Annotated in this window: 15 protein-coding genes; 2 read left to right on the top strand and 13 right to left on the bottom strand. The window is 71.1% G+C overall.

Going from position 1 to position 13279, the window contains the following annotated elements; translation table 11 throughout:
- Positions 1–3: 3 nt before the first annotated feature.
- On the bottom strand, positions 4–255 hold the full coding sequence (locus tag AMIS_RS38220) for a hypothetical protein (RefSeq protein WP_041830325.1): 252 nt from the start codon (positions 253–255) through the stop codon (positions 4–6).
- 16 nt (positions 256–271) lie between these two features.
- Between AMIS_RS38220 and AMIS_RS44500 the strand changes: the two genes are divergently transcribed.
- Entirely contained in the window at positions 272–1525 is a 1254-nt protein-coding gene (locus AMIS_RS44500; RefSeq protein WP_014447848.1) for an ROK family protein, read from the top strand.
- A gap of 31 nt (positions 1526–1556) precedes the next feature.
- Here AMIS_RS44500 and AMIS_RS38230 read toward each other — a convergent pair whose 3' ends face one another.
- The 8 genes from AMIS_RS38230 to AMIS_RS38265 form a co-directional block, all read right to left on the bottom strand.
- A complete protein-coding gene (locus AMIS_RS38230) occupies positions 1557–2462 on the bottom strand; it encodes a hypothetical protein (protein WP_014447849.1) in 906 nt (301 codons plus the stop codon).
- 278 nt (positions 2463–2740) lie between these two features.
- Positions 2741–3886, bottom strand: coding sequence for an outer membrane protein assembly factor BamB family protein (locus AMIS_RS38235; RefSeq protein WP_041831671.1), 1146 nt, complete (start codon positions 3884–3886; stop codon positions 2741–2743).
- A 27-nt stretch (positions 3887–3913) separates the two neighbouring features.
- On the bottom strand, positions 3914–4756 hold the full coding sequence (locus tag AMIS_RS38240) for a hypothetical protein (protein WP_014447851.1): 843 nt from the start codon (positions 4754–4756) through the stop codon (positions 3914–3916).
- A gap of 65 nt (positions 4757–4821) precedes the next feature.
- Entirely contained in the window at positions 4822–5919 is a 1098-nt protein-coding gene (locus AMIS_RS38245) for a tetratricopeptide repeat protein (protein ID WP_014447852.1), read from the bottom strand.
- Positions 5920–5938: 19 nt separating this feature from the next.
- The gene (locus AMIS_RS38250) at positions 5939–6325 is read right to left on the bottom strand and encodes a PPOX class F420-dependent oxidoreductase (protein WP_041830326.1); all 387 of its coding nucleotides are present in this window, start codon (positions 6323–6325) and stop codon (positions 5939–5941) included.
- Between the two features lie 55 nt (positions 6326–6380).
- Positions 6381–6857: a 2-C-methyl-D-erythritol 2,4-cyclodiphosphate synthase gene (gene ispF / locus AMIS_RS38255; RefSeq protein WP_014447854.1), complete on the bottom strand. Its 477-nt coding sequence runs from the start codon at positions 6855–6857 to the stop codon at positions 6381–6383.
- A 217-nt stretch (positions 6858–7074) separates the two neighbouring features.
- A complete protein-coding gene (gene ispD / locus AMIS_RS38260; RefSeq protein ID WP_041831673.1) occupies positions 7075–7779 on the bottom strand; it encodes a 2-C-methyl-D-erythritol 4-phosphate cytidylyltransferase in 705 nt (234 codons plus the stop codon).
- A gap of 47 nt (positions 7780–7826) precedes the next feature.
- Positions 7827–8312, bottom strand: coding sequence for a CarD family transcriptional regulator (locus AMIS_RS38265; protein WP_014447856.1), 486 nt, complete (start codon positions 8310–8312; stop codon positions 7827–7829).
- Between the two features lie 335 nt (positions 8313–8647).
- Here AMIS_RS38265 and AMIS_RS38270 point away from each other — a divergent pair, with 335 nt between their 5' ends.
- Positions 8648–9421: a hypothetical protein gene (locus tag AMIS_RS38270; RefSeq protein ID WP_014447857.1), complete on the top strand. Its 774-nt coding sequence runs from the start codon at positions 8648–8650 to the stop codon at positions 9419–9421.
- Positions 9422–9909: 488 nt separating this feature from the next.
- Here the strand turns inward: AMIS_RS38270 and AMIS_RS38275 are convergent, their stop codons facing one another.
- From AMIS_RS38275 to AMIS_RS38290, 4 genes are read right to left on the bottom strand one after another with little or no spacing between them, the layout of a single operon-like run.
- Positions 9910–10362 (bottom strand): DUF6023 family protein, encoded by a 453-nt coding sequence (locus AMIS_RS38275; protein ID WP_014447858.1) that lies wholly within the window; start codon positions 10360–10362, stop codon positions 9910–9912.
- Positions 10359–11414 carry a type III polyketide synthase gene (locus AMIS_RS38280; RefSeq protein WP_231859440.1) on the bottom strand — a complete coding sequence of 352 codons (1056 nt, stop codon included), beginning with the start codon at positions 11412–11414 and terminating at the stop codon, positions 10359–10361. The genes AMIS_RS38275 and AMIS_RS38280 overlap by 4 nt, the downstream gene beginning before the upstream one ends.
- Positions 11411–12565: an acyl-CoA dehydrogenase family protein gene (locus AMIS_RS38285; protein WP_014447860.1), complete on the bottom strand. Its 1155-nt coding sequence runs from the start codon at positions 12563–12565 to the stop codon at positions 11411–11413. Before AMIS_RS38285 ends, AMIS_RS38280 begins: the two co-directional genes overlap by 4 nt.
- On the bottom strand, positions 12555–13262 hold the full coding sequence (locus AMIS_RS38290; protein WP_014447861.1) for a class I SAM-dependent methyltransferase: 708 nt from the start codon (positions 13260–13262) through the stop codon (positions 12555–12557). Before AMIS_RS38290 ends, AMIS_RS38285 begins: the two co-directional genes overlap by 11 nt.
- Between the last annotated feature and the right edge of the window lie 17 nt (positions 13263–13279).

Raw genomic sequence — 13279 nt, forward strand, 5'->3', positions numbered from 1 at the left:
GGCTCAGCCTCCGGCGATGGCTTCCTGCTCGGCCCGGTGATGCTCTTCGAGGCTGATCCGGGCCGGGAAGGTGCCGCGGAACGCCACCACGTAGACCGCCAAGGCCGCGTCCCGGCGGGTAAGCGCGACCCGCAGCGACGCTGACCCGAGCAGCACCGGCACAGCGTTGAACGCGCCACCCCGGACCACCACCATCGTCACCGCGCAGAGGCCGACCTGCGCCTCGGAGACCTCGAGACCAGCGGAGATAAGCACAAGAGAGGAGTTCGACGTGACATCCCGCTCCACCGAGCTCCTCCGGGTGGTGCACCACCGGCCCGGCGTCACCCGCGCCGACGCGGCCCGCCTGCTCGGCGTCGGCACCGGCGCGGCCACCGAGCTGGTCACCAAGCTGAGCCGCGCGTCACTGCTGATCCAGGCCCCGGCCGCCCCAAGCGGCAGCCGAGGCCGCCCGACCACCGTGCTCCTGCCCCACCCGGCCGGCCCGCTCGTGCTGGCCCTCGCGATCACCCACGAGGCCTGGCGGATCGACCTGGTCGAGCTGGGCGGCGCCACCGCCGCCTCCTGGTCGCAACGGCACGCGGCCACCGGCTGGGACGAGGTCCGTGCGGCCGTCACGGCCGCGATCTCCACAATCCTCATCGAGTACGGGCCCAGAATCCGCGCCGCCGGAGTCTCCGTCCCCGGCACGGTCTCCCGCACCCTCCAGCTGGACGCCTCAACCGCAGGCTGGCACGACGTCGACCTGACCACCCTGTGGCCCGCCGAGACCGCCGGCGTCTCGGGGGTCTTAGGCGTCTCGGGTGTCTTAGGCGTCTCGGGCGTCTTAGGCGTCTCGGGCGCCTTGTCGCCCGGCAAGACCGCAGGCGTCTCGGGCCCGGACGGGCGGCCCCGCGCGGGTGTCTTCGTGGCCGGCAACGACGCGACGCTGGCCGCCACTGCCGAGTCCCGCCGAGGTGCCGCAACGGGCGCCTCGGTGGCTCTGCATCTGCGCATCGAGGCCGGCCTCGGCGGCGCCGTGGTGGAGGACGGCCGCCCGGTGATCGGCGCGCGAGGCGCCGCCGGCGAGTTCGGCCACATGCCGTTCGGCGACCCGGCGATCCGCTGCCCGTGCGGCGCCTCCGGCTGCTGGGGCACCGCCGTCGACGGCACCGCACTGGCCCGCCTGCTGAACCAGCCACCCCCGCGCGACGAGGTCACCTACGCCCGCCGTGTCATCACCGCAGCGGCCCGCGGCGACGAGGCCGAGCTGGCGGCGGTCCGAGCCGTAGGCGCGGCACTGGGCCGAGGCATAGCCGGCCTGGTCAACGGCCTGGACGCCGACCTGGTCACCCTCGGCGGCCTCGGCGTGGACCTGCTGGCGACCGTCCCGGAATCGATCGAGGCCGCCTATCGCGACGGCTTGATGCTGATCCACCGAGACGCGCCGCCCCCAGTCCTGCCGGCGACGCTGGGCGACGACGAGGGCCCGATCGCCGGAGCCGCAGAGGAGGCGTGGTCAGCGTTGCTCCCTCAGCTGACATGACCACGACACCACATGCCTCGTGAACAAGCGCTCAGGAGTTCTGGCCGCCTGGCCTGTCGCGCGTCTCGGCCTCGGCAACGGTCTCCATCGCGGCATTCACGAGCCGTTCGGCCAGATTCACGGTGGCGTCGAGCTCGGCCTCGATGGTGCTCGGCTTGGATTGCCAACTGACCACGCGTACCAACCTGTCGTCCTGCGCCCAGAACGCCATCCGTGTGACGGTCTTCTTCGTCGGCACGATACCGAGCTTCATGCCCAGCCACGCCTGCACGCCGGGGTCGGTGTCCGACGAGAACGGATGCTCAGAGGAATCGATGACCCTCATGAACGGCAGGGCGATCGGCAACGTCACCCGGAACGCGGCCTTCTCGGTGCTGGACGTGTCCCGAAACGAGAAGATCAGGAACGGGAACCCCTTCCACTCGCCCGCAACCACGTCGGAGGCCTCGTTCCGCCCGGCCACGTAGGGTGCGAACAGCCCGGCGTCACCGGCGAGGGTCGGATGCTTCCGTTCGTACGTCCATCCGTGCGCTGCGGCCAGCGCCCGCCGGCCCGCCGGCACTCGTGCCGCGACCACGAACGCCACGATCACCGAAATCAACAGCGCCGCCGAGATCAACAGCGGCACGGCCGCCACGAACCGCCAGATCAGGTCGTCCGCGCGGAGATCGTCAGGCTGAACGGCCGCCACATGCTTGGCCTTCATCTCGTCATAGGTGCCTCCGCGCTCAGCAGCACCCTTCCCGAACGCCATGCAGACGTCACCGGGATTCATCACCTTGCCGTCGCACAGCACCGGTTCGGCGCTCCTGCGCTGGGACTCGGCCTGCAGTTCGGCATCCGACTTCCAGTGGCTGTCGAGCAGCCAGACCCCGAGCCAGCCGATCAGAATCGCTATGAGGCCGACGACGACGCGCCGAGTCAGCGTATGGACCATGGGCCCACCATAGTGGAGTTCATGAATGCTTAAATCGTGCGAGATCGCCAGACTGGATGGACTGGACCGCACTGCACTGGATTGACTGGACTGCCCTTGACTGCACCGCACCGCACTGCAGTGGACTGCACAACACTGCACTGGGCTGGGCTGGGGTCGACTGCAATGGATGAATCAACTCAACACGTCCGAATCAACCCACCGTGTTGAGTTGACGTGCAGTCAACATCTGAAATCAACACACGACGTGATGTGACCTGACTCGACCCGACGGCCGGTCAACCCAGCGCCGCGACGATCACCGTGTCGAGCGTCAAGTAATAGATCGGCGACTCCGGATCATCCGGCGCGTCAATGTTGAGCCGCTCCATCGCAAGATAGCCGCCGGCGATCCGATACGCCCCCGGCTTCCACACCGTGCTCTCGCCGCCCTGCCCCAACGCGAACCGCAACGTCTCCACCCCGGTGCCGGCGTCAACACCGATCAACGTGTTCTCCGGCGTCAACAACAGCACCGTAGCGCCGTATCCACCCAGCACCCGCGCCGATCCACTCCAGCTCCACGACGCGCCACCCTCGGCAGACGGCGAACGGCCGGTCACCCCGTTCCCATCGGAGCTGACCACCACCCCGGCCGCCACCGTGGCATCCGGATCATCCAGAGCCGGCGCCCGCTTCCCGTGCACCCATCCCTGCCCCGCCGCATCACGCAGACCGGCACACCCCGACCCGTCGGAGTCGCAGCCGAGCGGCGTCCACGGCGCCGCCGGCCATCCCGTCACCGGCTTGCCGGTCATCACGTCGAGGACCGCGCTCCCGCCGGTACACGCATACACACCCTCAGTCGTGGTGAAGCTCTCCGCACACCCATCAGGACGCGTCATCCGCCAGCGAAGAGCGCCGGTGCTCAGGTCGTACCCCATCAGTTCTTGATCGGCGGTGACCACGACGCTGCCGCCGGCGATGCGCAAGCCCGGCGGATCCCAGACCGTCGCGGCCCCGGTGCGATGTCCGGCATATCCGGGCGCTTCCGGTGCATCCGTCCGCCAGCTGATCTTCCCGGTACGGGCGTCGAGCGCCACAAGATCACCATCGGACCACCGGGTGACGACGGTGGTCCCACCGGCCGCCACGCCGCTGAGCTGCTCGGGCCAGCGGCGGAACGACCACCGGGCGGTGTACACCGTCCGCGCGTCGACCGGCCCGTCCGCCCGCACCTGATGTTTCGCGGCATAGACGCGCAGCCGCCCGTCAACGACCAGCGGCGCCACATTGATCTTGCTGGTGACACCCGCCTGGCGGATCGTAAGCGGAGGGTACGGAGTGGTCGCGCTCGCCAGCACCTCAGCCGGAGCCAGCACCCGCCAGCCGATCAGACCGGCCGCGACCAGCAGAACCGCGGCCGCCAGAGTTCGAAGCAGCACCCGGGTCACACCGGAATCATCCCACGGTCACTCATACCCGCCGTTGATGAGCCCCAGCCGCACCAGCTCGGTGAGCGGCTCCACCACGTTCGCCGCGCCGAATCCGACGAACAGCGGCCGCTGCGCGTCCCGATGCGTGCGGGCCGGCTCGACCAGCGGGACCGGGTGTGTCGCGGCGAGCGCCTCCGCCACGTCGGCCACCTCCCCGCCCTCCGCGGCGACCACCGTCGCGATCAGCACGTTGAGGAACCCGTGATGGGTGAACCCGGTCTCCGGATCGGTGTGCCGGGTCGCGTGCCGCAGCCCGGCGGCCAGCTTGAACGGCAGATCGCGGTCCCGGCACGCGCAGATCACCGCGGCCAGTTCGACAGGTGTCGGGAACAGCTCCGCCGCCAGACCGCCGACCCGGAACTTCGGGGCGATCGCCAGCCCTTCGACACGGGCCTCGGCGACGCTGTCCAGCGCGGCGAGCAGGCCCCAGCTGAGCGGGATCTCGGCGTACAGCCGGATGTCGCCCTGCCGCGCCGCGAACGCCCGCAACGCGGCCAGCCCTGGTTGCGGATCCTCACCCCGGCGCGCCACCGCCGCCTCGACGTGCTCGATCGCCAGACCTGCGGCTCGCAGTTTCTCCACGGTCATCGGCAGGTTCGCGGCGGGCACGTCACCGATCAGCCCGGCGCGGGCGCGGGGCAGCGGACCGGCGCCGACCACCGACGCGGGGACCAGCAGGGAGCCGATCAGACCCGCGTACCAGGAAGCGGCGTGCTCGTCGTATTTCGCCACCGCGTCCGCCAGGACGATCGGGCTGGGCGGAAGCAGAGACGCGTCATCGACGAGCCCGGCATAGAGCGGAGGCACCATCGTCGACACGATTTCGAACCTAATGGACGCTGCGAGAAACGGACAACCACGTCGTCCTCGCTCATCAACCTCGTTCAGCGGCGACTGGTGATCACCAGGAGCTCCGCGGCGGCGGCCAGGACCATCGCGATCACGAGCGCGGGAACGCCCCCGACCACCGTGTAGAGCAGCAGGAACAGCGGCGCCACGAAACTCAGATAGACCGCGACCGCCAGTTTCCGGTTCGCGGAGCGCAGCCGGGTCAGCACCACACCACCGGGCTCCGGCAGCCGACCGCGGAACCAGAGCACCACCGCGCCGAAGATCAGCACACCGATCATGCCCGACCAGACCCGCGAGATCCCCGAGCTGACCATCGTCATCGCGGCGGTCAGCACCGCGGCGACGAGCGTGCCACCCGCCGCGTACCGCACGGTCTGGCGCACCGCGTCCGCGGACTCCTCGGAGACATCGAGCACGGGGCGCGCAGGGCGCGCCACCTCACTCACCACACTGCTGGGGTACGCCCCATCGCCCGGCACCGTGGCCTCCGGCGGCACGCCCAGCGACGCCTCCTCCGCCAGGTCCTCGAGTGCGCGGGCCCACCGGCGCCGCTCGAACCGGACGATGCCCACCTCACTGGCGGCGTCACCGACCGTCCCGTCCAGCTCCAGCGCCTCCGCATAGGCCCGCTGCGCCAGATCGAAGAGTCGCAGCCGTGCCGCGACGACGGCCAGGACCAGGTGTGCCTCGGCTTCGGTCGGAGCGACTCGGACACCGTTCCACGCGGCGTTCAGCGCTTCCTGGCCGTTGCGCGCCTCGCTCAGCAGCGCGGCGCCGGTCCGCTGTGCGTACGCATCCTCGGGCCAGTCCCGGAGAATCCCCTCGGCGACCCGCGCGGCATCACCGAACCGCCTGGTGTCGGTGAGCGCCATGGCCCGCACCACCAGCGCCGGAAGCGCCGGGGGCGTGGTCGCGACGGCCCGGTCGGCGGCGGCCAGCGCCTCAGCCGGCTGATCAGCGGCGAGGTGGATCGTGGCGAGCGTGGCGAGCAGCGCCGACTCCTGCGGCGCGCTGCTCAGGCCGGCCGCGATCTCCTCGGCGGCTTCGTCATACCGCCCGAGGTCGGCGAGCAGAAGCGCTCGCTGCCGGTGCTCCTCGGGCGTGGTCTCGGGCTCAATGGGGGCGGACACGCTGCCGAGCGTAGGCGGTCTACCTGGAAATAACGTGAGTCGGGGTGAGCCGGCACACCACCCGCACCACGTCCGGCCCGTCGGCGGTCCACGGCTCGTTCGCGTACTTGAAGCTCAGCTCGCTGATCAGGTCGCCCTCGTCGTCCCGCAGGTCGACTGTGCCCTCCACGGTGAAGTAGGAGTAGGGCTGCGCCGGGTCGTACCCGCAGATCGAGACCCGCGCGTCCCGTTCCATGTTCCGCGTCTTCTGACGTCCCCGAACCGTCGAGAAGAGGACGTCCTCGCCGTCCCGCTTCACCCAGATCGGCGTCGACTGGGGCGTGCCGTCCTGGTTGATCGTGGTCAGCACCACGTACGTGGGATTGTCGATCAAGTTCCGGGCGGTCTCCGGCAGCGCGACGGTCATGGCAGTGATCATGCCCGATGACCACGCTGTTTCCTCCGTGACAACCGCCACGGGCTCAGGCGGCGGGATAGACCATCGCCACGGCTATGCCGGCCAGCCCTTCGCCGCGCCCGGTCAGGCCGAGCCCGTCGGTGGTCGTCCCGGCCACGGTGACCGGCGCGCCGACCGCGTCGGAGAGCACCTGCTCAGCCTCGGCGCGCCGCTTGCCGATCTTCGGCCGGTTCCCCACCACCTGAATCGACACGTTCCCGATCTCGAAGCCGGCCGCCCGAACCCGCGAAGCCGTCTCCTTGAGCAGCGCCACCCCGGCCGCGCCCGCCCACTCGGGCCGGCTCGTCCCGTAGTTGCTGCCCAGGTCACCGAGCCCGGCCGCGGAGAGCAACGCGTCACAGGCGGCATGCGCGGCCACGTCAGCATCGGAGTGTCCGGCCAGGCCCGGCTCACCGGGCCACTCCAGTCCCGCCACCCAGCAGGGCCGGTCGCCGTCGAAGGCGTGCACATCGGTACCAATGCCAACCCGCGGAACGATCACTCCGCGAGCGTACGCCGTCCCGCTCCCCGACCGGATCTCAGCAGACCGTGGTCGAGGGGCATGACCTGCCAGATCCGAGGAGACGAGCGGCACCGCGCGCAGGTGGCAACGAGTGCGGGCGACAACGACACGGCGGCATCACGTGATTCCGCTGCGGCGCGGGTCAGCTCGGCGGCGCGGGTCAGCTCGGCGGCGCGGGTCAGCTCGGCGGCGCGGGTCAGCTCGGCGGTGCGGGAAGTGTCAGCAAGTGGGCTGCCACGGCCATGTCCATCGGGCGCGTGATCTTCAGTGCCAGGTCCGAGCCGGGGACGCAGCGCACCGGCAGGCCCAGTTTCTCGACTGCCCCGGCGTCGTCGGTGTGGGAGTCCGCGGCTGCGGCGTGCGCCGCTCGCAGCACAGAGGCTCGGAAACCCTGGGGAGTCTGCACGGCTCTGAGGGCGGAGCGGTCGACCGTACCCAAGACCGTTTCCGTGTCGTCGACCTCTTTGATCGTGTCGACGACCGGGAGCACCGGGATCACCGCATCGGCGCCGTCACGGACCGTCGCGGCGACGCGCTCGAAGACGGAGACCGGGGTGAGGCAGCGGGCCGCGTCGTGGACCAGGACGATGCCCAGCTCGGGTGGGACCACGGCGAGGGCGGCGGCCACCGACTCCTGACGCTCGGCGCCGCCGGCCACCACGGTGACCGGGGCGACGTCGGCGAGAAGGGTGTGCACGGCATCCACGTCGGCCGGCGGGGCGGCGATCACGATCATGGCGACCGAGGGTGCCGCGGCGATCCGGCGAACGGCGTGGACCAGCAGGGGCTCGCCCTCGAGGAGGCGGAGCGCTTTGGGTGCGCCGGGACCGAGCCGGAGGCCGGCGCCGGCGGCTGGAACGACGACCGCGACGTCACCGCGAGCACTGGGCTGCGCGGTCACGTCGCGGTCGTCGGACACAGTCTTGAGGAGTGTTTGCGTCGGGTGGATCAGGCCTCGGTGAGGACCTTGTCGAGCAGGACCTCAGCCTCGTCCTTGGTGCTCTTCTCAGCGAGGGCCACCTCGCCGACCAGGATGTCGCGGGCCTTGGCGAGCATGCGCTTCTCGCCTGCGGACAGGCCACGCTCACGCTCACGACGCCAGAGGTCACGAACGACCTCAGCAACCTTCAGCGGGTTGCCGGAGGCGAGCTTCTCCAGGTTGGCCTTGTAACGCCGCGACCAGTTGGTCGGCTCCTCGGTGTGCGGAGCGCGCAGGACGTCGAAGACCTTGCCCAGGCCCTCTTCGCCAACCACTTCGCGCACGCCGACCTCTTCGGCGTTCTCAGCGGGCACCCGAACAGTCAGATCGCCCTGGGCGACACGCAGAACGAGATACTGCCTTTCAACGCCCTTGATGACCCTAGTCTCGATTGCCTCGATGAGTGCGGCCCCGTGGTGGGGGTAAACAACGGTCTCGCCGACACTGAAAACCATAGGTTCGAAACCCCTTTCGCTGTGTCTAGGGTAACACGCTCAGACGGCGGTGTCTCGCCCTGGCGGTCACTGTTAGTGCAGCTCAGGGGGCATGTGATGGGGCTTTCTCCCGCTTGACAGCGAAGCGAGAAGCTGCCTTAGTAACTCAAAGTGATCAGCACGTCACGGGCTAAGCCAGCGAGTCGGAAATTCCCGACCTGATGGCTTTGTCAGATCAAGCTTATCGCTAAGGTCCGCAATGACGCACCACTGGCGATGCGAGCCCCCGTGGGGGAGGCTGGACGGGAGTTCCCCGACCGAAGCAAGATCTGGTCGGCCAGGGGGGAGGTTTAGTCATGGCTGGCGCGAGCGACAACGGCGGCTGGCCGCCTGACGGCGGTGCCAACGACGATCTTCCTGACCTCCCCGAGGAGTGGGGGGTCATCGTGATCCCCGACGACCTCTCCGAGCTTTCCGACGAGGTCGAGGCGGTTCGTGCCGAGCTGCACACGGCGGCGCCCGCCACCGGGTGGCAGCGCTTCGCCCGCCGGCCGGCAGTGCGCCGCCTGCGCCGGTGGGGCACGTTCGCCGTGCGGACTCCCGCTCTGATCATTTCGTTGGCCATCCTGGTCACGGTGGCGAGCCTGTTCGCCTCGGCGTGGCCCGGCCCGCCGCGTCAGCCGGCCACGCAGCGCACCGCCAGCACCACCGAGGAGCCGGCCGACAAGCTGCCCGCCCTGGAGTTGATCGGCGCTAACGGGCAGACCGTCTCGCTGATGAGCCGGCTACCCGCTGTAATCATTCTGACCGACGGCTGCGATTGCGAGAGCCTGATCGCCGATACCGTCTCTCTGGTCAAACCGGATACCGCGGTGATCGCCGTCGAGTCCAGCGCCCCCTCGATGGGCACCGGCGCGGTCGCTCTGCCCCCGGCGCAGACTCCCCAGGCGGACGGCAAGGCCGTCAGTCTGCTCCAAGATCCCACCGGCGGCCTGCGGCGTCATTTCCGGTTGAGCACACCCGACGGTACGGCCGCCGTGCTCCTGGTCGACAAGTCCGGCAAGATCGTGCGGCTGTGGGACCGTGTCGCCTCGGTCGAGCGGATCCGCCCCGACCTGGCACGCCTGTAATCAGCCCGCTCAGGCGGAACGGCAAAACGCGCGGCACCCGCGCCCTCCGACAAAACGGCCAGCAGCCGGGAGCCGCAGTCGCGCCCCCGAGGCAGATCGTGGCAAGCCACGCCTACGCCCGGACCAGCACTCGCCAAGATCGTCGCGGAAGGTGGCGCGGGCGAGGGCTGCGGCTCGGCGGCGTGGCTGGGCGGCGGCGAGGTCCGGCACGGCGGCAGGGTGCGCGATGCGATGGCGCGGCGTGGCGTGGCGACAGGCGCGGCGCGGCGGCACGTGGTGCGACGTGGTGCTGAGGGCAGCCCGGTGGAGGAGACGACGCGGCGCGGGCCGCACAGTGAGGCGGGCCGCGCAGCGAGGCGGGCAGCGCGCGCGGGGCGGGCAGCGCGGGCGGGGCGGGCAGCGCGGGCGGGGCGGGCAGCGCGGGCGGGTCGGGCGGGCGGGCAACGCGGGCGGGCGGGCAACGCGGGCGGGGCGGCAGGGGCGCGGGGCTACGAGTTGAGGCGTTGGAGGGTGTAGCGGAACACGACTGGGCCGGCCTTCTCCACGTTCACCCGCAAGTGCAACTCATCCGCCAGCCCGACGCTGAACACCTCCGGCGTCCGCGACCCCGAACACCTCATCCCCCGCCCGGTCTCCCGCGCCCCGAGACTCACCCGGACCCGGCTGCCGTCGTCCCCCGCACACACCACCGACACCAGGAACTCCCCGCTGCCGACCGCGGCGACCTCCTCGTGGCCCTCCCCGTCGGTGACCGCCACGGTCCCGGACATCTGCTGCTCACCCGACTCGGGCAGCAGCTGCTCCGCGGTGCGGCGCCAGCCCAGCAGGCGGTCGTCGACCGGTTCGCGGGGTGCGGCTCGCCACCACCACATCGCCCCCGCGATCAGGATCAACACCGCCGATAGGTGCAATACGGCACCGCGGCCCCGTTCCGCGTTCACGCTCCGAGAGTAGAGCCCTCCAGAAGAGTGACATAGAGCGTGAGGCCGGGACCGAATGCCAGCATGACGATTCGTCGTGGTGGATCCTCTTGGCGGCGCAGGGCGTCGAGGACCAGGAGGACCGTCGCGGAGGAGCAGTTCCCGTACGCCTCCAGCACTCCCCGGGACGGAGCGAGCGCCGCGTCGTCGAGTTCCAGCCGCTCCTGCACCACGTCGAGGATCTTGGGACCGCCGGGGTGGACCGCCCAGCCGTCGATGTCGGCGATCCGCAGCCCGCGCTTGGCCAGCACGTCGTCGACCAGGTCCCGGACGTGGGCCGACAGGACCGACGGCACCTGCGCGGACAACCCCATCCGGAAGCCCGCGTCGGTGACCTCCCACGTCATGTGGTCTGCGGTCGTGGCGTCGGTGACGGCGGCGACCTCGCTGACCCCGTACCCGAAACCGCCGGGAGTGACCACGCACGCGGCCGCCGCGTCCGAGAAGAGCGCGTGCGAGACGATCTGCTGGATGTCGGTCCGGGTGCCGGCCGGCTGCAGGTGCAGGCTGGTCAGCTCGGCGCAGAGGAGAAGCGCCGGCCGTCCGCGGGCGACCACGAAGTCGCTCACCGTGCCGAGACCGGGTAGTGCCGCGTAGCAGCCCATGTGCCCGACGAAGAGGCGCTGCACGCTCGGCGACATACCCATGTCCCGGGCGAGCAGGATGTCCAGTCCGGGCGTGGCGTAACCGGTGCAGGAGCAGACCGCGAAGAGGCCCAGCTCGTCGGCGGTCAGGCCGGCGTCGGCGAGGGCCCGGCCGACCGCCGCCTTGCCCAGCGGGATCGCCTCGACCTGGTAGCGACGCATCCGGCGCTCGGTGGACCAGCTGGAGACGTCCTCGAGGAGCGGGCTGACCACCGCCTGCCGGGTGCGGACACCGGAGTTCGTGAAGATCCGTTTCGCGAGGGCCTGCCGTGTGCCGGTGTAGTGGTGGGCGAAGTATCCGTCCCAGAGCTCGGCCTGCACGGCGGAGGGCGGCAACGCCACGCCCAGGCCGCTGATCACCGCGGTCACCACCGGGGAGCCACGCCGTCGGAGTCGGGGTCGCCGCCGAGCGCGTCGGTGCCGAGCCAGTCGGCGCAGACGTCGCTGGTGGCCGGCTGCAGGGAGCCGGCCCGGGCATCGCGATACAGGCGTTCCAGCGGATGGCCGCGCCGCATCGCCGACGTGCCGGCCGCCTCCAGCATCGACGCTGCGACCTCGGCCGCCGTCGTGCCGGCCAGCAGTTTCGCCCGCCAGACCCAGCGGTTCGTCTCCACCTCGCCGGGTGCCTCGTCGACCCGCCGAGCCGCTTCCCGGACTGCCAGGTGGGCGGCGGAGACGGCGGCGTCGGCCCGGCCGATCCGGGCGCGGACCGCCGGCAGATGCCCGAGGCCCCGCTCGTTCACGTGGGCGACGGCGGCGTCGACGGCGGCCCGGGCCACGCCCACATAGACCGCCGCGTAACTGGCCACCATCCAGTGCGGCGCCAGCTGCACCGCCACCAGCGCGAGGCCTTCCAGCCCGCCGAGCAGCGCGGACTCCGGAACCGTCACGTCGATGTGCAGGTCGTGCGAGCCGGTGGCGCGCATGCCGAGCGCGTCCCAGGTCTCCTCGACGCGCATCCCGTCGCCGGCCGGGACCAGGAACTGCGAGACCTGGGTGGGGTCGCTCGCGCTGCGAGCCGCCACCAGGTACGCGTCCGCGTGCCCCGCCCCCGAACAGAACGTCTTCGACCCGGTGATCCGATATCCGTCGTCGACCCGCTGGTAGCTGGTGGTCAGTTTCGACAGCCGGGAGCCGACGCCGCGTTCGCTCATCGCCACCGCGTACCAACTGCCGGCGGCGGCCGCCTTGAGGTGCTCGTCGCGGGCGGCCATCGCCTCCGGCGGCAGCCCGAGCGCGTCGGCCAGGGTGTCGCTTATCCCGCCGAGCGCGCCGGTCACCGAGGCGTGCATGTTGAAGACCAGGGCGGTGGCGCCGTTGCCCCGGGCCAGCTCGTAGGCGACCTCGGCGTAATCGGCGAAGCCGGCGCCGGCCCCGCCGAGACGCGCCGGGACCATCAGGCCGAAGAGTCCCGCGTCGCGCAGGTCGGCGAAGTCGTCGACGGGGAAGGAACCGTCCCTGTCCGTGGCGGCGGCCCGGGCCGCGAAACGCGGCGCCAGCCGGCGAGCCTCATCGATCATGCCGGGTACCAACCCCTTGATAGAGAACGGCGGCGGAGAACGCCGGGACGATCTTTCCCGCGGACCCCCTGCGCAACACCAGCCACTTGAACAACCCCCCGAACGTGGGGCGGACACCGCGGACCCGCAGGGTCACGCCGTGCCGGGCGAACTGCTCGATCAGCCGCCGGGGCGGCACGAACAGGGCCGGGTCGTGCAGCCCGACCGGCGCCACGCCGAGCCGCTCGCCGATGGTCACCGTGATCAGCCGGCTCAGCGCGGTGTCGTTCACCGTGTCGATCACCACGCGTCCGCCGGGTCGCAGCACCCGGGACAGCTCGGCGACCGTCCCGGGCAGGTCGGTGACGTGCTCCAGGATCTCGCCGGCCACCACGACGTCGACGCTGCCGGAGCGCAGCGGCAGCCGGGTCACGTCGCCGTTCAGCCCGGTGACTCCGCGCCGGGCCGCCTCCGCGAGACCCGGGCGGCCCAGGTCGACGCCGACGTGCCGATATCCCTTGTCGCGCACGTGCGGGGCGAGCAGCCCGCCGCCGCAGCCCGCGTCCAGCAGCACCCGCCCCGGACCGGGCGCCGGTGGGATCAGCGCCGCGCGGGCGGCCGCCAGCCAGTGCAGAAGCTCGAAGTCGCCGCCGGGTCGCCACCACTCGCCGGCCAGGTCGTCGTACTGACGGGGATCGTTGCGCTGCATGGACAGCATGTGATCGAGCGTGGCAC

This window comes from Actinoplanes missouriensis 431 (assembly GCF_000284295.1).
GTDB lineage: Bacteria > Actinomycetota > Actinomycetes > Mycobacteriales > Micromonosporaceae > Actinoplanes > Actinoplanes missouriensis.

Bases quoted from the DNA above. Each gene is read 5' to 3' on its own strand.
- AMIS_RS38230 (WP_014447849.1), bottom strand. From the start codon at position 2,462: ATGGTCCATACGCTGACTCGGCGCGTCGTCGTCGGCCTCATAGCGATT.
- AMIS_RS38265 (WP_014447856.1), bottom strand. From the start codon at position 8,312: ATGGTTTTCAGTGTCGGCGAGACCGTTGTTTACCCCCACCACGGGGCC.
- AMIS_RS38285 (WP_014447860.1), bottom strand. From the start codon at position 12,565: ATGATCGATGAGGCTCGCCGGCTGGCGCCGCGTTTCGCGGCCCGGGCC.
- AMIS_RS38290 (WP_014447861.1), bottom strand. From the start codon at position 13,262: ATGCTGTCCATGCAGCGCAACGATCCCCGTCAGTACGACGACCTGGCC.
- AMIS_RS38250 (WP_041830326.1), bottom strand. From the start codon at position 6,325: ATGACCGTCGCGCTGCCGGAGACCGCCCGGAACTTGATCGACAATCCC.
- AMIS_RS38270 (WP_014447857.1), top strand. From the start codon at position 8,648: ATGGCTGGCGCGAGCGACAACGGCGGCTGGCCGCCTGACGGCGGTGCC.